The sequence below is a fragment of the Streptomyces sp. NPDC014006 genome, assembly GCF_043088925.1.
GTDB lineage: Bacteria > Actinomycetota > Actinomycetes > Streptomycetales > Streptomycetaceae > Streptomyces.
The window spans coordinates 43,239-60,880 of sequence record NZ_JBICAJ010000016.1 but is presented as its reverse complement, the minus strand read 5'-3'; the positions used below and the strand labels follow the sequence as shown (position 1 = coordinate 60,880).

18 protein-coding genes and 3 pseudogenes are annotated in these 17,642 nt (G+C 69.2%); 18 read left to right on the top strand and 3 right to left on the bottom strand.

Going from position 1 to position 17,642, the window contains the following annotated elements; translation table 11 throughout:
• Positions 1-45 precede the first annotated feature (45 nt).
• The 14 genes and pseudogenes from ACF1GV_RS37190 to ACF1GV_RS37125 all read left to right on the top strand — a co-directional run bounded on the left by ACF1GV_RS37190 (position 46) and on the right by ACF1GV_RS37125 (position 10,988).
• Positions 46-537 (top strand): hypothetical protein, encoded by a 492-nt coding sequence (locus ACF1GV_RS37190; RefSeq protein WP_391690306.1) that lies wholly within the window; start codon positions 46-48, stop codon positions 535-537.
• Positions 534-770, top strand: coding sequence for a hypothetical protein (locus ACF1GV_RS37185; RefSeq protein WP_391690303.1), 237 nt, complete (start codon positions 534-536; stop codon positions 768-770). Before ACF1GV_RS37190 ends, ACF1GV_RS37185 begins: the two co-directional genes overlap by 4 nt.
• A 583-nt stretch (positions 771-1,353) precedes the next feature.
• Entirely contained in the window at positions 1,354-3,144 is a 1,791-nt protein-coding gene (locus tag ACF1GV_RS37180; protein ID WP_391690300.1) for an ATP/GTP-binding protein, read from the top strand.
• Between the two features lie 14 nt (positions 3,145-3,158).
• Positions 3,159-3,571, top strand: a pseudogene (locus ACF1GV_RS37175) (conjugal transfer protein TraB).
• A gap of 84 nt (positions 3,572-3,655) precedes the next feature.
• Positions 3,656-5,770 (top strand): chromosome segregation protein ParM, encoded by a 2,115-nt coding sequence (locus ACF1GV_RS37170; RefSeq protein WP_391690297.1) that lies wholly within the window; start codon positions 3,656-3,658, stop codon positions 5,768-5,770.
• 127 nt (positions 5,771-5,897) lie between these two features.
• Positions 5,898-6,437 carry a hypothetical protein gene (locus tag ACF1GV_RS37165; protein WP_391690295.1) on the top strand — a complete coding sequence of 180 codons (540 nt, stop codon included), beginning with the start codon at positions 5,898-5,900 and terminating at the stop codon, positions 6,435-6,437.
• Positions 6,438-6,691: 254 nt separating this feature from the next.
• Positions 6,692-7,021 carry an RRQRL motif-containing zinc-binding protein gene (locus tag ACF1GV_RS37160; RefSeq protein ID WP_391690292.1) on the top strand — a complete coding sequence of 110 codons (330 nt, stop codon included), beginning with the start codon at positions 6,692-6,694 and terminating at the stop codon, positions 7,019-7,021.
• Between the two features lie 297 nt (positions 7,022-7,318).
• Positions 7,319-7,825: a hypothetical protein gene (locus tag ACF1GV_RS37155; protein WP_391690289.1), complete on the top strand. Its 507-nt coding sequence runs from the start codon at positions 7,319-7,321 to the stop codon at positions 7,823-7,825.
• A gap of 132 nt (positions 7,826-7,957) precedes the next feature.
• Positions 7,958-8,347: a hypothetical protein gene (locus tag ACF1GV_RS37150; RefSeq protein WP_391690286.1), complete on the top strand. Its 390-nt coding sequence runs from the start codon at positions 7,958-7,960 to the stop codon at positions 8,345-8,347.
• A 133-nt stretch (positions 8,348-8,480) separates the two neighbouring features.
• Positions 8,481-8,783, top strand: a complete 303-nt coding sequence (locus ACF1GV_RS37145; RefSeq protein WP_391690283.1) for a hypothetical protein — start codon at positions 8,481-8,483, stop codon at positions 8,781-8,783.
• Positions 8,784-8,873: 90 nt separating this feature from the next.
• The gene (locus ACF1GV_RS37140) at positions 8,874-9,551 is read left to right on the top strand and encodes a GGDEF domain-containing protein (RefSeq protein ID WP_391690280.1); all 678 of its coding nucleotides are present in this window, start codon (positions 8,874-8,876) and stop codon (positions 9,549-9,551) included.
• Positions 9,548-9,990, top strand: a pseudogene (locus ACF1GV_RS37135) (hypothetical protein). Before ACF1GV_RS37140 ends, ACF1GV_RS37135 begins: the two are co-directional and overlap by 4 nt.
• Before the next feature lie 312 nt (positions 9,991-10,302).
• The gene (locus ACF1GV_RS37130) at positions 10,303-10,506 is read left to right on the top strand and encodes a hypothetical protein (RefSeq protein WP_391690277.1); all 204 of its coding nucleotides are present in this window, start codon (positions 10,303-10,305) and stop codon (positions 10,504-10,506) included.
• Positions 10,506-10,988 (top strand): hypothetical protein, encoded by a 483-nt coding sequence (locus ACF1GV_RS37125; protein ID WP_391690274.1) that lies wholly within the window; start codon positions 10,506-10,508, stop codon positions 10,986-10,988. Before ACF1GV_RS37130 ends, ACF1GV_RS37125 begins: the two co-directional genes overlap by 1 nt.
• A 196-nt stretch (positions 10,989-11,184) precedes the next feature.
• On the opposite strand, the gene ACF1GV_RS37120 is transcribed toward ACF1GV_RS37125, so the two are convergent.
• On the bottom strand, positions 11,185-11,457 hold the full coding sequence (locus ACF1GV_RS37120; RefSeq protein ID WP_391690271.1) for a hypothetical protein: 273 nt from the start codon (positions 11,455-11,457) through the stop codon (positions 11,185-11,187).
• A gap of 180 nt (positions 11,458-11,637) precedes the next feature.
• Between ACF1GV_RS37120 and ACF1GV_RS37115 the strand changes: the two genes are divergently transcribed.
• The 3 genes from ACF1GV_RS37115 (at position 11,638) to ACF1GV_RS37105 (ending at position 13,755) form a co-directional block, all read left to right on the top strand.
• Complete coding sequence (locus tag ACF1GV_RS37115) at positions 11,638-12,732, top strand: barstar family protein (RefSeq protein WP_391690268.1); 1,095 nt, start codon at positions 11,638-11,640, stop codon at positions 12,730-12,732.
• Between the two features lie 202 nt (positions 12,733-12,934).
• Positions 12,935-13,453, top strand: coding sequence for a hypothetical protein (locus ACF1GV_RS37110; RefSeq protein WP_391690265.1), 519 nt, complete (start codon positions 12,935-12,937; stop codon positions 13,451-13,453).
• A gap of 122 nt (positions 13,454-13,575) precedes the next feature.
• Positions 13,576-13,755, top strand: coding sequence for a hypothetical protein (locus ACF1GV_RS37105; RefSeq protein WP_391690263.1), 180 nt, complete (start codon positions 13,576-13,578; stop codon positions 13,753-13,755).
• Here ACF1GV_RS37105 and ACF1GV_RS37100 read toward each other — a convergent pair.
• Entirely contained in the window at positions 13,737-14,321 is a 585-nt protein-coding gene (locus ACF1GV_RS37100; RefSeq protein ID WP_391690260.1) for a YrhB domain-containing protein, read from the bottom strand. The two genes, ACF1GV_RS37105 and ACF1GV_RS37100, sit on opposite strands and share 19 nt — an antisense overlap.
• A gap of 371 nt (positions 14,322-14,692) precedes the next feature.
• Here ACF1GV_RS37100 and ACF1GV_RS37095 point away from each other — a divergent pair, with 371 nt between their 5' ends.
• Positions 14,693-16,882: a CHAT domain-containing protein gene (locus ACF1GV_RS37095; RefSeq protein ID WP_391690257.1), complete on the top strand. Its 2,190-nt coding sequence runs from the start codon at positions 14,693-14,695 to the stop codon at positions 16,880-16,882.
• Between the two features lie 78 nt (positions 16,883-16,960).
• On the opposite strand, the pseudogene ACF1GV_RS37090 reads toward ACF1GV_RS37095, so the two are convergent.
• A pseudogene (locus tag ACF1GV_RS37090) lies at positions 16,961-17,537 on the bottom strand (transposase).
• Positions 17,538-17,642: the final 105 nt, after the last annotated feature.

Here is a 17,642-nt window from a genome sequence, read left to right as displayed (position 1 = left end):
AGCACCAACAGCCCCACGTACAGATCCGACCCCGCGGAGGACCCCGTGAGCACCGAAGACGAGCCCTTCTTCGACGACCCGAACGCGGCGCTGCGCGAGATCGCGCAGAACCCGGCCGCATACGCGCACTACCTCGCGGACTTCCACCGGGTCGTGCTGGACATGGCCGCCAAGCTGGAGATCCTCCAGCGCGAGACCCGCGTGCACTGCCGCGGGACCCGCGTGGAGGGCGACAAGCTGGGCCAGGCCTTCCTGCGCTCTTTCCCGGTGGAAAAGTCCCTGAACGACGTCATCAAACACCTCAAGGGCGTCACTTCCGGTCTCGAAAAGAGCGCCCATAAGCGCCACGCCCACGACGAAAAGGTGAAGGCGGTAAAGAAGCAACGAAAGGAAAAGGAACTGCTCAAGGAGCGGAAGAACAACCCGCCGCTCCAGGCCGCCCCGGAAAACCCGGGACAGCAGGGTGCGCAGAGCCCGAATATGGGCTATGGTGGCCCCACGTCGATTTACAACCTGGACCGCAGGGAGTCGGCGTGAGTGCAGGTCGCCCGCTCACGAGAGCAGAGCGGAAGAATTTCAACCGTGCGGAACACGAGCGGAAAATCAAGCAAGAGCTGATCGCTCAGCACGGTAACGAACTCGGCACCTTCTACGCCTGGCTCCGGGTTGTGAATATCAGGGGCACGCAGAATTACCGCGACGGAGACCTGACGTTCATCCGTGAGGTCGTGCGCGCCCTGCAGAACGTCCACAGCCGCCACGTCGGCTAGCCACCTCGCGTCCCGTCACGAAGGGCCGTCTCTGATCCCGGGGACGGCCCTTCGGCGATCCCAACGCGTGCCGCGCGTGACGCGTGCCGCGCGTGTCGCGCACGCGCGTACGCGAGGCCGGTGCCGACTGTCAAGCCCAGGAGGAGGGACTCGCGTGTCCGACGACACCGACAGCAACGTGATCAGCCTCCCCGCCCGGGGCGGCGATTCCGGAGGAATGCCGGACGCTCCCGACGGCGGGGAACTCTTTTATTCCGAACCGCCTGACAGTGGCTCGGGCGGCGTCGTTCCCCCGGAGTCCCCGACGGAGACGACGATGGAACTCCCGACTATTCGCGGCCCTATTTCCCCGGAAACCGCTTTGCGGGAAACGGGAATGCCCGCCGCGCCGGATTCCGACGACGGAGAATATGAGGAAGGCGAATACATCCAGACTCGTTCTCTTGCCGATCGGCTCGGTGACTGGCTGGAACTGCGGATCGAAATCGCGAGGGATCGGCACGCCTCCGAAGCGCCGTTCCGTGAGGCGGAAATAGCGCGAAAGGCCGCGCTTCTGGAAGCCCGCACCGCCCAGGAAACCGCGATGATGGAGCAGAACGCCAAGCTCCACACCGTGCAGATGAAGGCGAAGGCCGACAAGGCGGCGGCACGCGGCAAGGCCGACGCGGCGCGGTCCTCCAGCTCCGGCATGGGCGCCGACAAGGGCGGCCGCTCGAAGGCCGGCGGCGGGGGCGGCTCACGCTCAGGCGGCGGCAGCTCCGGCGGCTCAGGCCGGGGCGGCACCGGCGGCGGCCGGGGCTCGGGAACGAACGGGTCAGGCGGCACCGGTCGCGGTTCCGGGGGCGGCAACTCCCCCAAGGGCGCCGGGAAGGGCTCTGATCGCTCCGCTGGTGGCCGTGAGGGCGCCTCGAAGGGCAATGAGTCGTCCGGCGGCCCGAAAGGCCGCCAGAACGGCTCTGGAGGATCCGGCTCTGGCAAGCCCGGTACAGGCAAGGGTAGTTCGGGCGGCTCGGGCAAGAACGGCTCGGGCAACTCGGGTTCCGGCAAGGGCGGCTCGAAGGGCGACGGCGGCAGGACGCAGAACTCGCCGGCCGCCCGCCCCCGGGCCGAACGCGCCCGCGGCCGCCAGGAGCGCGCCGCCGCCCGCCAGGCCGCCCGGCAGCAACGGCGCGGCGCCAACCAGGCAGCCAACCTCACCGACCGCAGCAGGGACCGCGACCAGGACCGCGCCAACCGGCAGGCGGAGCGGGAGCAGCGCCGCGCGGCGAAAGCCGAGCGGAAGGCCGCGAGGAAGGCGAAGCGGGAGGCGGCCAAGGCCGCCGACGACCGCACCACCCTCGGTGAGGCCGTGGCGGAGGAGGCGCAGCGCCGCTGGGACAAGCGCCGCGCAGCCGAGAAGGACAAGGCGAAGGACTCCGAGGCCACCACCAAGAAGATGCCCAAGGACGGCCCTGAAGCGGCCGCTGATGGCTCGAAGGACGGCTTCGCGGCCAAGGAGCCGGACGACGGCAAGAAGACCGGCGAGAAGCCCTCTGGCGGCTCCGGTGGCACGGCCCCGAAGGACGGCACCGGGACGACGGACACGCCCAAGCCCGACGACGTAAAGGACCCGCCGGGCACGGACGACAGCCGCTCATTCAAGGAACGGCTCAAGGAACGGTTCGGCAAGACCGGTGCAGCACCGGACCCCGACCCCGGTCCGGAGGAGCCGCCCCGCAGCGTGAGGCCCGAAGACCTCGGCCACACGATGGATCGCCCCGACCGGCCGGACGAGCCGTCAGCCCCCCCGAAAGCGGCCGAGGAAGACGTTGTCGACGCAATCGTTGTCGACGACCCGACCGACCCCTTCGGGGCCTACGTCTCCCGTCCGGCCGGCCTGCCGCCTGCTCCGGAGCCTCACACCCAGCGTCCCGGCACCACCCGCCCAACTGCACAGGAGGACCCCGTGGCATCGGAGGTCAGCAGGCCCACGTCGGGCCAGGCCGGCATGGCGGCCAAGCACCGCACCGACATCACCTTCGGCGAGTACCTGATGGAGATCGTGAACATCGCGATCGCCGCGGCGCTCGACAAGGACCGCGCCCAGGACCTGGGCGTCGCGCTCGGCAAGGTCGCCGACGCCCTGCGGGACATGGCCACCGACCTGGTCGGCGACCACAACATCGCCACCGAGGTCGTCGACCAGATCACGGACCTGGCCGACGCCGCGGACCGCATGAAGCAGCTCGCCGAACGGTGCGCCACCGAGTGCGAGATCGCCTCCGAGGCCGCCCGGATCGCCGCCATGTCGGTCGGCCGCGTCTACGGCGAGGACATCCAGGCCATGGACGACGCGGGCCTGGCCCACGCCTCCGCCGCCGCTCACCACGACTAGGAAGGAGGTTCGCCGTGAGCGACCTCGCGCCCACCACCGGCGGCGCTGCCGCCACGACCGACGGCGACAACCGGTACAAGGCCGTCCAGCACAAGCTCAAGACGCTGGGCGCGGCCATGGACCTGGCCAGCAACGAGCTGGAGACGCTGCTGCGCGGCATGCGCATGAACGCGCAGCGCGCGGAGGGCCTGCCGTCGACATCGCCAACGCCGAACTGGACCGCAAGTTCATCGAGATGACCAACCAGGTGGCCGTCGCCCTGGGCGGCGCCGCCGTGGAGGTCCAGAAGCTCCACGAGACGGCACAGGAGGTATCCGGCCTGGCCACTGACGCGCGGCGTACGCACGCGCGGCTGTACGAGGGCCTGGACACCATCCGTTCCGGCCGCCCGGAGCGCACCCCCAAGCCGGGCTTCTTCGCCCACTGACCCCTAACCCCCGCCGAAGTCCCTGATGGGCGGCCCGCCACCGACGGCGGGCCGCCCATCGCCCTCTCCCGAGGAGACCTTCTCGTGTCCGTGCCGCGCAGCGTCGCCCTGGAGCGCACCCTTTACACCCTGGCCGCCCCGGTCCTCGCCGCGGCCCCGAACCTCTCCCCCGACAGCCCCGTCAACACGGTCGTGCAGCTGGCGGGCGCCGCCGGCGTCGGCGGCTGGTTCCTCGCCTACAGGAGCGACGAGTCCGGCGCAGGACGCCGGATCCTTCGCTGGTCCCCGCTCGTGGCCGCCGCCGCCATCGACGTCGCCGCCCGGCACACGATCGGCTGGGGACCGTGGTGCATGGACGCGCTGCTCGCCGCCGGGTGGGCGGCGGCCGGCCTGCTCGTGATGCCGTTCTCCCGGCACACCCGCCGGGGACACCGGCCCGCGCTCGCCGCCCCGGCTCCCGCCCCGCAGCTCCAGCCCGCCGCGCCCGAGCTGTCCCCGGCGCAGCCGGACGACGGCGCCGACGCCTTCACCCGGCAGGTCCGCTGGCTGTGGGAGACCCGCGGCATGCCCGGCCGGACCATCGTCGTCAAGGCCACCCCGCATGAGGGCATGCCGCACGACCTGTCGCTGCTGCTGCGCGCCTCCGAGGCCGGACGGCCGATCTCCGGCCTCACCGAGGATGCGGTCGCCGCCGCGTTCGGCGTGGACGTCACCGATGTGACCATCAAGGAAGTCGCGAGGCAGTACGGGCGCGAGGGCGGCCCCGCCTGGAGGGAGGTCGACGTCACCCCCGACGCGAACGACCGGCGCCGCAAGGCCCCCACCGCCCACGAGTGGTGGGCCGACCGGATCGGCGCCGCCGGCGGCCCGCTGCCCGGCTCCGAGTTCGTCAAGGAGGTCCGCGATCACGCCCGCCGGGTCACTCACTACATCGCCCAGGTCCCCGACGAGATGGGCGAACCGCGGGTCAACAAGCATGCACTGGCGGCCGCGCTGCGCACCAAGTACGACGAAGGCCGCCTGTTCGTCACCGTCGACGGCAGCCAGGTCCTGGTCTCCCTGTGGGACAGCTCGCCGCTCGCGCAGGTCTTCCCGGCCACGAGGGAGCTGCTCACCCCGGACAAGGACGGCCGGTGGGTGACCGGCTACCTCGGCAACGGCCAGCCTGCCCGCAACCGCGTCTACACCGACCGGGGAGCCGCGCACGGGATCTTCGTCGCTCCCTCCGGTGGCGGCAAGACCCAGCTGATGGGCCTGCACGTCGCAGCCGATGCGCTGTGGGGGGCCGTGGTCATGCTGGCCACCGAGGCGCCGGACGAGAAGACGGCCGCCCTGGGCAAGCACACCGCCCGCTACGGCGTCGGCGCGCTCTACATGATCCGGCTCCTGCGGGCCATGGTCGCGCTCATGGAGATCCGCGGCGAGATGCCGTGGGAGGACGGCCAGGTCCACGAGTGGGACCCGACCCGGCCGGGCTGCCCCTACCGGATGCTGTCCGCGTACCTCGATGAGTTCCTCTCCGCCGCCCGCCACGGCGACTACGGCGCGGAGATCATGGACCTCGCGGAGCTGGTGTCGGTCAAGGGCCGCAAGTACGGGGTCGGCCTGAAAGTGGCAGGCCAGTCCATCTACGTCCAGGACGGGTTCACGCAACTGCTGTGCGAGAACCTCCGCGACAACTGCATCCCCGTCGTGCTGAAGGTCGCGCCGAAGAAGGTCGGCGACATGTTCAAAGCCCTCGGCATCGCACCCGAGCACATCCCCGACCCGCTCCCCCGCTCCTTCTCTCCCGAAGAGAAGGGCCGGATCGAGCGGATCATGCGCGGCGAGCCCGAGCCGCCCGCCGATTCCAACACCGGCGGCGCCGGCTGGATCGTCGAAGGCAAGCAGCCCGAAGTCCTGCGCACGCTGTTCATGAACTTCAAGGCAGGCATCGACGGCTACTTCCCCGACACCATCGCCACCCTGACCGACTACGAGATCCGCGAACTGGAAGCGCGGGAGCTCTGGTTCGACTGGACCGAGCCGCCCCGGCCCGGCGAGTTCGGCCCCGAGAAGGGCGACGACGAAGACAGCGACGACGACGGTGCGCCCGAGAAAGGCGGCGGCAAACACCACAGCGGCTCCGCCGCGCGCCGCGACGCCGTCACCTCGCCCCGCCAGGCGCTGCAGGCCATCAAGAACCTCTCCGGCGTCTGACCCCCACGCACCCCAACCCGAGCAGGGCCCGGCCGCACCGGCCGGGCCCCAGCATCTGACCCCGCCCCGGCCGCCGGCGTCGAAGGCCGCCACCCCGCCCGCGCTTTCGACGCCCCCAGGAGCCCCGATGCCCCAGACCCACCCCGCCACAGAGACCGCGACCACCGCAGCGCCCGCGCCGCCGGCGGAACTGACCCTCGAGGAACGCCTGACGCTCATCAACACGGAGATGACCGCGCGCCTGGACGAAGCGGCCGTTGCCTACGAGGTCAACACGGCGCACATCCCCATCGAGCCCGTGGACCTGGCCGACCTCGTCACCGGCCCCGTCGACACCGGGGCCGCCCCGCTGCCCGACCTGTACCCGACCCCGGTCGCGGCCCTGCTGCAGCGCGCCCACCACCGGCTGCTCACCGGCGGCTGGTGCTCCGGCGCCCTCGTCGACGAGGACGGCGCCCGCTGCATGCTCGGAGCCATCCGGATCGAGGCCCGCGGCAACAGCGGCCTGGAAGCCAGCGCGGCCGCCGTGCTCCTGGACGCGATCCGCCGCAAGTTCGGCGACGACGTCGCCTCGGTGCCCTCCTTCAACGACGTGCACGGCACAGGCCGCGTCCCGATCCGCATGGTCGACCAGGCCGCCCACCTCGCCGACACCCGCGGCCTGTGAACACCCGCTCCGGACCACCTGCCTCGCACCCGAACCCCTGGCGGCCGGGTGCGGGCCAGGCCGTCCGGCCGCACGTGGCACCCCGCAGACACCAGCACGACGTCGGCGGGGCGCAGCGCTGCCCACCGACCACTGGAGGAACCGCTCGTGCTCATTCCCCGCCCGCGCCGCCGGATCGGCAGGCCCCGCCCGCAGCGTCCCGGCCCCCGCTACCCCCAGCGCCCCGACCGGCTGCCCGGCAACTGGAGCAGGTGATGGCCGACCAGGACCAGGGCCTGGTCGACGCCGACCCGTACGACCCCGGCGACGGCTCCTTACCGGTCTTCCGGTGGAAGCAGGCCGGGCACGCGAACCTCGCGACCCGCCGCCAGTTGCGGGACATGGGACTGCGCCCCGGCGGCCAGGAGCCCGTTGCCCGAATCGAATGCCGCGGCGGCCGGCGCTTCGCGTGGCTGTACAGGATCGACCTGTCAAAGCCGAAGCTCCCGATGACCCTCGCGAAGGAAGCCGCGCTCGACATGCGATGGCCAAGCGCCAGACGTGCGGTGCCTGTGGCCGGCGCTACTTCCACTGCCTCCCGCTGAAGACCTTGGGGTCCTGCTTGGAGTGCTTCGACGGCACGCCCGCCGACCCCGCCTCCTACATCGCTCCCCCGGCCAAGCACCTGCTTGCCGCCTGATTCTGCTGGTCGCCGCGACGACGGCCTCCGTGCCACCTCAATGCCCCTGCGGCTCCTGCCCGGCCTGGCCAGACGAACCGCCGTTCTGAACGACCCGACCCCGGCCGGTGTGGCCGGGGTCGGGACCGCCGGGTGGCCGCGCAACGGCAAAGGGCCGGCCACACCGCTCCCTCACCCTCATCCCGATCAGGAGAACTCCAGCATGCATCGTCCCGCCGTTTTCGCCGCCCTGCTCGGACTGACCCGTGCCGCCAGCGCAGTCGGCGACTTCTGGGTCCAGACCGATTTCTGCGCCCGCGTGAAGGCCGCCTCTGACGACGCCCCGGTCACCTACGAGGACCCGGTCACCAAGGAGAAGACCACCCACGGCACCGCGGACGGCCGTAAGGCGTGCCTGCACCACTGCCTCACCTACACGGCCACGCAGGCGATCGTCGCCGGGCTCGGGGCCCGCGCGCTGGGCATCCGGGTCCACCCCGGCGCGGCCGCGGCCGCGCTCGCGCTGTCCTTCGGCACGCACTACATCGCGGACCGCCGGGTGCCGGGCCACGGAGTTCTGGAGAAGCTCGCCGACAAGACCGGCAAGACCAACTTCTACAAGCTGGCCTCGCACGGCATGAACGGCGCCTTCCACCTCGACAACTCCTGGCACCACGGCTGGGAGACCGTCGCCGCGCTCCTCGCCACAACCAAGGCCACCACCCGCTGATCGGCCGCTCCTGCACGCGGCCTGGGCCGGGTGCGTGCCTCGCTCGGTCCCCCACGACTTCGAGGACCGATCTCGGGCACCTTCGTTCTCGTCTCCGTAGGCCCCCTTGGACCGCACCACCAGGAGGAACCAGTGTCATCCCCGCGACTGCTCACCCCCGAGGAGAAGCTCGCCGATGCGAAGAAGCTGTTGAGTCTCCCGCCTATCGTCGCGATCTGCGGCTCCACCCGTTTCATGACCGAGATGAACGAGGCCGATTTGCGGGAGACCGCAGCCGGGCGGATCGTCGTCAAACCGGGCTGTGACATGAAGTCGCCGCACGCCCTCTGGGCCGATCCTGTCGAGGGCGAAGGGTTGAAGGCTCGGCTCGACGAGCTGCACCGGGCGAAGATCCGGCTCGCCGATGAGGTGCTCGTGGTCGGCGACTACATCGGAGACAGCACCCGAGCCGAAATCGCCTACGCCCGGTCGCTGGGCAAGCCCGTGCAGTTCACGCACCCCGAAGTCGACCCTGATGCCTGACCGCCGACTCGCCGCTCCCGTCCCGGCTGCTGCCTGACGGACGCTCCGTGCCGTCCCGGCCTCCCCGATCGACGGAGGCCGGGGCGGTCGCGGTGGTCCCTCACCACCGAGTAGACGAGAGGAGTTGGACGTCATGCACCTGCGGATTTATGAGGTCGACGTCCCGATACACGACAGCACCGACCCCGATCGGCGCGGGCTGCACGTCTTCACTGGCGTCGCCGACTCCCCGGCCGCGGCCATGCGCCGCGCGCATGAGGTGTACGACGCCGCGCTCGCCGCGCACGCGGCCGGACTTGAGATCCCCGGCAAGCAGCCCGACAGCTGGGGAGCGCGCGGGCTTCGGCCCGGCTGGCAGATGGAGTGGCCCGCCGCGAGGGCCGGGCTCTGGCGCAACCCCGTCAGCTGGACCAGCCGCAGCGACTTCGCGCTGTAGTTCCGCCCCGGGACAGCCGCTCTGCTTGGCGGCTTCGTCGGCTGCCCCGGGCCCATCCATCCCGTACGAGACGAGACGGAGAACCCAAGTATGTCGTCCCTCCTGCGCGTTCAGGGCCGGTTCGGCCAGCGCACCCTCTTACTGACGACCGCCGCCGTGCCGTTGACCGGCTGGGCGGTCCACGCGGTCACCCTGCACAGGCAGCTCGCCGCGACCCGCCGCGACCCGCTGACCGGTCTGCTGCGCCGCGACTCCTACACCGCCCGCGCCCGCCGACTCCTGTCCCGGCACGGCGACGGCGTGGCCGTGGTCATGGTCGACGCCGACCACTTCAAGGCCGTGAACGACGGCTTCGGGCACCCGGCCGGGGACGCCGTGCTCTCCGCGTTCGGCGCCCGGCTCACCGCGTGGGCGGGCCCGCGCTCCGCCGTCGGCCGTCTCGGTGGTGATGAGTTCGCTGTGGTCCTGGAGCTGCCCGCCGGCCGCCTGGAACAGCGCCTCGCGCAGCTGGTCCGCCTGCTGCACACCCCCGTCGTCCTCGAGGACGGGCGCACCATCGACGTGGCGGCCTCGGTCGGCGCCGCGACCCCGGCCGCGGTCGGTTGCCGCGACCTGAGCCAGTTGCAGCGGGCGGCCGATGCGGCGCTGTACGACGGCAAGCACTCGGGCCGTGCGGTTGTCGCCTCGCCCGCGCACACCACGGTGCCGTCCAGCAACGGTCGCCGCGTCGGGCGCCCGGGAACGGCCGTTTGGGGGCGGGTCGCATGAGCAGCGTGACCCTCCCACAGGGCGACTGGATCCGCGGCATCAGCGTTCAGCAGCCGCACGCCACCTGCATCCTGACCGGCGCCAAGGGCACGAGAACCGCCCCAAGCCCTGGAGCCGGTGCGGCTGGATGCTCCTGCACGCGGGCCAGCGGATCGACCGGCCCGCCCTGCGCGTCCCGCTGATCGCCCGCACGATCCGCGGCCGTGAGCTGCCCACCGGAGCTGTGATCGGCATCGCGCGCCTGGTCGACTGCCATCAGGACCCCGAGGGCTCCGAGCCCTGCACTCCGTGGGCACAGGCCGGCACCTGGCACCTGGTCCTCACCGACGTCCAGGAGCTGTCGCTGCCGGTCCCCGCCGCCGGCCAGCTCGGGCCTTGGAAGCCGACCGAGGACCTGCTGGACCGCGTGTTCCAGCAGCTGCCCGACTTCCGGCCGTGACCGCCAGGGACGCACGAAGCAGAAGCAGAAGCCGCCGTTCGAGCCGGGCCTGATCCCGGCTCCCGGCGAGCTTCTCGTCGGGCGCGACGGCCAGCACTTCGACCGCTGGCAGGACCTACCCAGCACGCTGTGCGGCCAGCCCACGCCCATGCGCTCCCACTCCAATGAGCCCGTGCACAAGGCATGCGCTGAGGACTGGATCACCGCCAACCCCGTTGAGGCCCGCCTCGGGCGGTTCGCCTCCGACCTCACGCCGAAGCCCAAGTCCAAGGGGCAAGGCGACCACGCCTGACCTCCACCTGGAGGACCTCCATGAGTAGCACCGAACGCGACGTCGACCACGCCCTCGCCTACCCCGAGCCGCCGGCCTCCCCGCTCTGGCACCGCCACGGCGCAAAGGCCCGCCCACTCACCCCCGAACAGCAGCGGCGCAACCGCGAGCTGCTGGACATCGCACAGCGCACCACCCGACCCCCCTCCCCTCGCCCCACCGAGACCCTGGCGGAGGCCAACTGATGGACACCACACACTGGGCCGTCGACGGCTGGGTCGACGCGATACAAGCCCCCGGCCCGCGCGGCACCGCCACCTTCGACCTGATCGTCCGACCCGCCGACATCGACGCGCTCCCCGAGGACGCCCCCGACACGGTCGTCACCTGCACCAGCGGAGACCCCCGGATCACCCACGAGCTGCTGAACGGCATACAGCCCGGCGACCTGCTGCGCGTCACCGGCACGCTGGTCCAGCCGCCGGCATCTGGCGAGCCCGCCCGGCTCACCGTCGACGCCCTGGAGGTTCTGGACACCGGACTCATTCCGATCCTGCGGGACATGGTGATGGGCCGCTACGGCGACTACTGCGTCATCTTCGATGCCGACCGCGACCAGGTACCCGTCTTCACCGCGCTCGGGAAGTGGGTCGGCTTGGGGGACCACCCAGACGCCATCGCCACCCTCATCGACATCCACGAGCGCCTGAACGGCGGTGACACCTGATGACAACCACCAGCACGCACGCCTGCACGATCTTGGCGCGGTTCCCGGAGCCTCCGTCGGCTCCTGGCTGGCCGGAGGACACGCCGCCAACCAGCACGCCAGGGCATCAACGCTCAAGTCGTCATCGACTTGCGCGTTCATCCGTATCTGGTGGGGGTACTTCGACGAGTACGCCGACAGGCGCTGAGCTTGCCGTTTAACCGCACGCGTTCGGCAGGGTCAAGGCAAGGGTGACCTGGGCGGTCCAAGTCCCGGGTTCCGGGGGCGGATCCCAGGTCACGTCGATGTCAGCTTCGTGGAAGTTGCGTGCGAGTCCCGCCACCATGGCCGCCGCGGCGGCCTGTGCCTCGGCTGGGTCGGCGTCGAGGGGAACGTCGGCGAGATCCCCGCAGAGCGTCCCGCCGGCCACGGTGAGGACACTGTGGCGCCAGCCTTCCGGCGTCGCGAGCAGGACGATGCCCTTTGGCATGCCGACGGGAGGCCGCCTCTCGTTCTCCCGCCTTCGTCTCGCCATGGAACCATTCAACCTCGTCGGTTCCGTGACAGTGAACCGCTCCGGGATCGGTGGAGGCTCTATGCGTTGACTCCAGCCGCCGGTTAGCGACCGACCACGCGGAAAATGCCTTCGCCGTGGAAACCTGGTCCCGGCATGATTCCCACCGTGCATGAAGACGAGGGCCATCGCGGGCGCGCGCGGTACACGCTGGCTGAGGAGGAGCACAGGCATGCCGGGGGCGTCTGCGCCGAGGTGGAAGGGCTGTTCGGGAAGCCCCAGCGGGGGACCTACGAGCTGTTCGGCTGGGTTCCACAGGCAGAAGTGCGCGGTTGGGTCGGCGACCGAGTGTGGCTGGTGCCGGACGATGAGACGCTCGGTCCCTGGCTGCTGGAGGACGCGGAGAGCGTCGGCCAGGCCCTGGGGACAGACAGTCTCGTACTCACCGGCCTGGACGACTACGAAGGCCCACCCGAGGGACACAGGGGCCGAGCTCGCGTGCACGACGGGCACCGCTGGCTGGGCTCCTGCCGAGAATTCACCCGCGTCCTGCCGCCCAAACAGTCGGCGCCCCCACTCGTCCTGCGGGGGCTCACCCAGGGTGATCAACTGCGGGCAGCACTGATGAAGGGCACCCGGCGGGCGCTGGACCTGGAGCAGGCCGCCCTGGAGATACAGGACGACCACGGCGAGCCGCTCACCGAACGCCTGCTCTGGGCCAGAGTCAGCGCCTGGCGCCCATCCTCCTACGGGACGGACCGGATCGACCTGGAACTCGACGGAGAGCTCTTCACGCCCGTTCCCGAATACGCCCGGCCCATCTGGGAGCGGTGGTTCACCGGACCGCCGGACACCCAGGGTGCCTGGGTCGGCCTCGACACCCGGCGCCGCGGAGCCTGGCTCGACCTCGTCCGAGAGCGGGCCTGCCGGCGCACCCACCGTGACCGGTCGGCCGGTCACGCCTACGAACTCGACGGCCGACACGTCACCGACGAACCGGGCCTCTACCTGGCGCTCGGCGAGGCGGTGAACGGGGCGGGTGGCTACTTCGGCGGCTGTCTTGCCGCCCTCGACGACTGCCTGCGCGGCACCTTCGGCTACACCGCCCCCGCAACCCTGCTCTGGCGCGAAGCCGCGACAGCACGCGAGCACCTGTCCCATGCCCTGACACCGGACGGCCAGCCCTACGACCTGTTTGGCGTGGTCCTCGAGGTCCTGGCCCAGGGCGGCATGGACGTCACTCTGGCGTGAGCTGCTGTCCGCCCGCCGGGCATCGACTCTGTCCGACGGCTCCGACTTCTGCGCGCCATGCCATTGGCTGCGATGATCTACGGTCCGCGAGTGTTGCGGCTTGCAACCTGGTCAACCCACTTCACCACGAGGGATCTGTCCGAGTTGGTGGAACCCGCAGGCTACCTGCGCCTTCGCCCGACCGAGTGGGAGCGATGGCGGGATGACCTGGGCATTCCCGCCGGCACGCCGTACCTCCTCATACGGCCGCGCTTGCTTCCCCCTATTTACGAACCCTCGTCCTCGCCCAACCACCCTGACCTTCGCAGCATTAGACGCGTCGCCCGCGCTTGGTGTTCGCGCGGCTACGGTCGCGAAGCTCAGCCTGGTAGAAGGCGGCTTTGTCATCGCCCAGCCCCAAGGACTCACAGATGTCCGCCACCGTTTCGGCATCTTCCGCAGCACCCGTGAGCCCGATCTGGACAAGAGTCCAGAACCCCTCCAGAACGTGCTGCCTGCATGCCTCGCCCAGACCCTCGCCTCCCTCGGTCGCCCCGTAGTCACCGGAACCCACAGCCACGAATCACAACGTCTGCAGCAGCACGTCCCGCGGTACGCGGAGGACGAGAGCGAGTACACCGTCGTCCTGGAGCGTTACAACACCATCCTCGACGAGTTGTTCGCCGGTGCAGATGTGTACGTCATCACTCCGCACCGGACGTCCGAAGCCGAGGTTCCGTGAGGGGAACCCAAAACGGGGTATTGGCAGAGCCTGCTGGTGCAGGACGATCCCGACCCTGAGTTCCGCACGTACTGCCACCTCTTCGCCGCCCGCCGGCCCTGCAGCGCGGCTGCATTGACGACTTGCTCCGAGATACCGCCGACGACAAGGTGGCGGGAGTCCTCATCACCGACACCCGCATGCAGCGCATCCACCACCCCTACGACGGTGGCGCCGACGTCTTCCTCACCACACCCGAAGAACGGGACCGGATGCGCAATCGGCACGCCGACTGGCTTTCCAGTCACCCCTCGGGTCTCTGACCGGCTCGGATCACCGCCCCGCTCAGGATGGTCTTCACCGCAAGTACCGGCTTGAGGGGCTCCACGAGTTCCTTGGTGGCGACGGCCACGAGGCGGGCAGGTGCATCACCCTCCCGCAACGCGCTCACGTACTCGAGGGCCTCCGCGGGCGAGAGCACAGGCAGCCTCTGGCGCAGTGTCCGCACAGCGTGCATCCGTCCGCGCGTAGCGGCGACTCCGCGGAGTGCATCGTGTAGATCGTCCACTGCAGTGCGCACCGGCAGCCCGCGTATCCGAGCCCGGTAGTCGGCCTCCCACTGCCCGGTTTTCGCGGAGACGACGCCGATCTGGTGCAGTCCCCCATCGACGCGGTCGACCAGATACGGCCCATTGCCAATCAGCGCGTACTTCGAGTTCCGGGTGCGTACGAAGTCCTCGGACTGCCAGGAGACGATCCACACCAGCTCGTGCTGCTTGATACGGACCACAGCCATCCTCACCGCGTCCGCGCTCACAGCCCGCCACTGCTCGTAGTCGCGCTCCAACTGGTCCTCGACTGCCCGAACGGCGTCTTCTCGCTCGATCACGTGTGCAGCATCCCGTACCGGCCCCTCTGCCGACCAGTGAATTCGCGCGGCCCAGCGCCGCGTATGAGGCGGCTGAGGACCTTCTTGCTCAGGAATACGACAGCTGCGGAACAAGTGCTCTGCGCCAGTACCGTTATGGGCAGGGTTTGCACCTGTCCGTTGTCCGATGGAGTCCGGTGCGGAAGCCCCGATGGGTTGTCAGTGTCTCCATGGGGGGTGCGGGAAGCTCGCAAAGGCAACGTTCAGGGAGACGTCTCAGCTCAGCCAAGAACGGGCCCGTGCTCCTTCGGTGCCGTCGCAACCAACGCTTCGCTGGTCGAGTATCGGCTGGGACAAGGCCAACACCTGAGTGCTAGGGCATCCTGAGCCGCATGGCAGAACGTGCAGAGGTAGCCGGCATGAACCCGAGCTCACCCTTTGAGCAGCCGTTGGGCTACATGGTTCTCTTCCCTGCGCCAGAGGGCGGCACCGACGTGCTCGCGTCGCCCTTTGCGACGGAAGTACTTAGCGTGACTGCCAGCAAGAGTGTCACGGTTCCTCACGGTCTGTCGCGAAGCGTTGCAGCTGCACTGCCGGGCCTTTGGTACACCCTCCACCTACCCAGCACGCTCATGGATCTCGTCGATACACGTGCCGCTGTCCTCAAAGAAATTCAGCAACTCAAACTTGACCACCACATCCTGCTCATGCCCATGGACCTCGTCGATGAGCGGTACGTGGATGGCTTCTTCCGCGGACTGCACCGAACGCTGGTCGTGTGCCCCGAAGCGATTCTGGACGAGGCAGCGAACCGCACCGCAGGCATGGGCTTCGCCTTGCCCCCGGCCAGTTACGCATCCCTGACCGACGAGAGCCTGGCAGCCCACTGGCAGGCGATCCACGAACGCTTCATCCCTGACGTCGAACCGCTGCGCCAAGAGCTCACCCTGACCAGACGTCTCGACAGAGCCCCGATCGCACTCCCGCATCGCAAGCTCGCACGACAGATGGGGTGGACGACGCAAGAGGCCGGGCCCGCCAGAGACACCGACGCGGTAGCCGAGGCAGTGTATGGACAGCTCCTCCTCGCGACAATTGCGCGCCTGGAGAGAGAGCAAAGATCATTTGAAACGGCCGCGCGCCTCTTCGAGAGCACAATGGCCCAGGAAGCTGCACGCCTCAGCTTCCCCCTGACGCTCGCGCTACCGGGTGTCGCTCCTGCCTACCTCCGCACGGCTTATGACAACGAGCTGCGCGCCAATCTCTCAACGCCTGACGAAACGGAAGAGCAGTCAACTTGGTCGGTAAGACTGCACGAGGGTCCCGATGGCCAGGTAGAACGCTCAGCTATCGAGTTCGTCACCACCCACCACGCCCTGGCCACAGGTGGCCTCGGTCTCGTCATGCCGACGGTCCCGCGAGAGGCCTTCGTGGCCCTCGCCGAGCTGGAAAAGCACTTCGTCGGTAATGAGAAGCCCGCCAGCATCCGGAGGCTGCTCACCCGCTTGGACGAGGCCGCTAGGCCGCTGTGGAGCCAAGACGTCATCGAGCTGATCCGACGGGCTTCACAGCTCACAGTGTTCTCAAACTTTCCCATCGGCCTGCTGACGATACCCGGCGATACCTCCCCTCTGAACACACGGCTGCCGCTCACGTATCGCCCGCTCATCCCTCTCACTCGGAGTCTTCAGCACGAGATCGACACCCCCTCAAGCGTGAACTGGAACGGCAGCGCACGAGTCCTGATCGCAGAGTGCATCCCCACAAGCGACCCCGTGGGTCGACTTTCGCGCACAGGCTGGAAATCTTCCATCGAAGTGATCGAGGCTGCGGGCAGTTCACTGAAGGTCGACGAAGTACAGACACTCAGCGCAGACGAACTGCGGCACGCAGTGGCCAACTACAGGCCCGATGTCCTCATCATCAGCGCCCACGGCACTTACAAGGGCAGCGTCGCAGGCCTCATCATCGGAGACGAGGTTTGCCTTGAACTGGGCTTTGCCCCAGGCAGTGCGCCTCCGGTGGTCATGCTCAGCGCCTGTCACGTGGCGCCCCGAGGAGCCGGCGCCGTCACCGTGACGGACCTCCTCCTCCGGGAGGGCGTTCTCGCCGTACTGGGCACACAAGTCCCAGTCCGTGTCGATCGCAACGCCGTGCTGATGGGCCGCTTCCTCGTCAACGTAGCCGAGGAATTGAAGCGACCCGGCACTGAAGAGACCCTGCTCGACCTGTGGCACCACGTGCAGACAGGCAACGTAGTCAACGACATCCTCCAGTCCAGTGCCTCGCTGAGCAACTGGGGCACCAGCAGGACCTCTGGCGGGGTGTCCGTCCTGGAAGAATTCATGCTCAATGCCTCTGTTGGGCGACTGCGCATGGGACACATGTACACCGACACGGAACAGGTTCTAGGCGAAATCGCCGAGAACATGGGCATAGGGCCCAAGGTGACCAACTGGTTCCGACGGCCCGGTTACGTACCTGAGTCGCTTTTTTACCTGTTCGCAGGACGGCCTGAACGCATTCATCTGGCACATGTTGCGAACCGACTGGACAATCCCGTCGTCCCGCCCGGGCCGTGACTAGGGCTCCCTAAGGGCTGTCCCGCATTGATCTTCGAGTCGGGTTGGACCCGGGTCTCCCTGGCGCGGCTTGCTCATCTATCCGGCGAGGGCGAGGTTGTGCAGGCGGGCGATCCCGCGCATGGCGTGGTGGACGCCGTCACCTTTGATGCGGCAGTCGCGCAAGATCTTCCAGCCCTTCATCCGGGCGAAGACCTGCTCGACACGGGCGCGGACCTGTTTGTGGGACTTGTTGTGTGCCTGCTTCCATTCGGGCAGCTCTTCGCCTTTGCGCCGGCGATGCGGCATGACGAGCCCTGTGCCGGGATAGCCGCCGTCGGCGATCGTGGTGGTCCTGCCAACGGCGGCCTTGGCGCCGGATTCCGTCCATACCCTTGCAGTCGGCGCGGTTACCCGGAAGCGGTCGGCCGACCATGACGACCAGGCGCGTGTCGGCGTCGATCACGACCTGGTGGTTGGTGGAGTACCTGTAGTTCTTCGACTGCCCGGCGACGGTGTGGTCCCGAGTGGGTACGAGAGTGCCGTCGACGATGAGTACGGCGCCCTTGCGAAATCGCTTGCGTACCTGGAGCGCGAGCTTGGGGCCGAGGTGGTCGATGATGCGGTCGGCTGCGGACTTTGAGATGCCGAACAGCGGGGCGAGCTGTCGCATCATCAAGTTCGTGCGCCAGTAGGCCGTCACGAGCAAGAGTCGGTCCTCCAGCGGCAGGCTCCACGGCCGACCTTTACGGACCGCGTCCGCGCCCTCGCGCCGCAGTGC

Bases quoted from the DNA above. Each gene is read 5' to 3' on its own strand.
- ACF1GV_RS37180 (WP_391690300.1), top strand. From the start codon at position 1,354: ATGATGGAGCAGAACGCCAAGCTCCACACCGTGCAGATGAAGGCGAAG.
- ACF1GV_RS37165 (WP_391690295.1), top strand. From the start codon at position 5,898: ATGCCCCAGACCCACCCCGCCACAGAGACCGCGACCACCGCAGCGCCC.
- ACF1GV_RS37160 (WP_391690292.1), top strand. From the start codon at position 6,692: ATGGCCGACCAGGACCAGGGCCTGGTCGACGCCGACCCGTACGACCCC.
- ACF1GV_RS37155 (WP_391690289.1), top strand. From the start codon at position 7,319: ATGCATCGTCCCGCCGTTTTCGCCGCCCTGCTCGGACTGACCCGTGCC.
- ACF1GV_RS37145 (WP_391690283.1), top strand. From the start codon at position 8,481: ATGCACCTGCGGATTTATGAGGTCGACGTCCCGATACACGACAGCACC.
- ACF1GV_RS37140 (WP_391690280.1), top strand. From the start codon at position 8,874: ATGTCGTCCCTCCTGCGCGTTCAGGGCCGGTTCGGCCAGCGCACCCTC.
- ACF1GV_RS37130 (WP_391690277.1), top strand. From the start codon at position 10,303: ATGAGTAGCACCGAACGCGACGTCGACCACGCCCTCGCCTACCCCGAG.
- ACF1GV_RS37125 (WP_391690274.1), top strand. From the start codon at position 10,506: ATGGACACCACACACTGGGCCGTCGACGGCTGGGTCGACGCGATACAA.
- ACF1GV_RS37120 (WP_391690271.1), bottom strand. From the start codon at position 11,457: ATGCCAAAGGGCATCGTCCTGCTCGCGACGCCGGAAGGCTGGCGCCAC.
- ACF1GV_RS37115 (WP_391690268.1), top strand. From the start codon at position 11,638: ATGATTCCCACCGTGCATGAAGACGAGGGCCATCGCGGGCGCGCGCGG.
- ACF1GV_RS37110 (WP_391690265.1), top strand. From the start codon at position 12,935: ATGACCTGGGCATTCCCGCCGGCACGCCGTACCTCCTCATACGGCCGC.
- ACF1GV_RS37095 (WP_391690257.1), top strand. From the start codon at position 14,693: ATGGCAGAACGTGCAGAGGTAGCCGGCATGAACCCGAGCTCACCCTTT.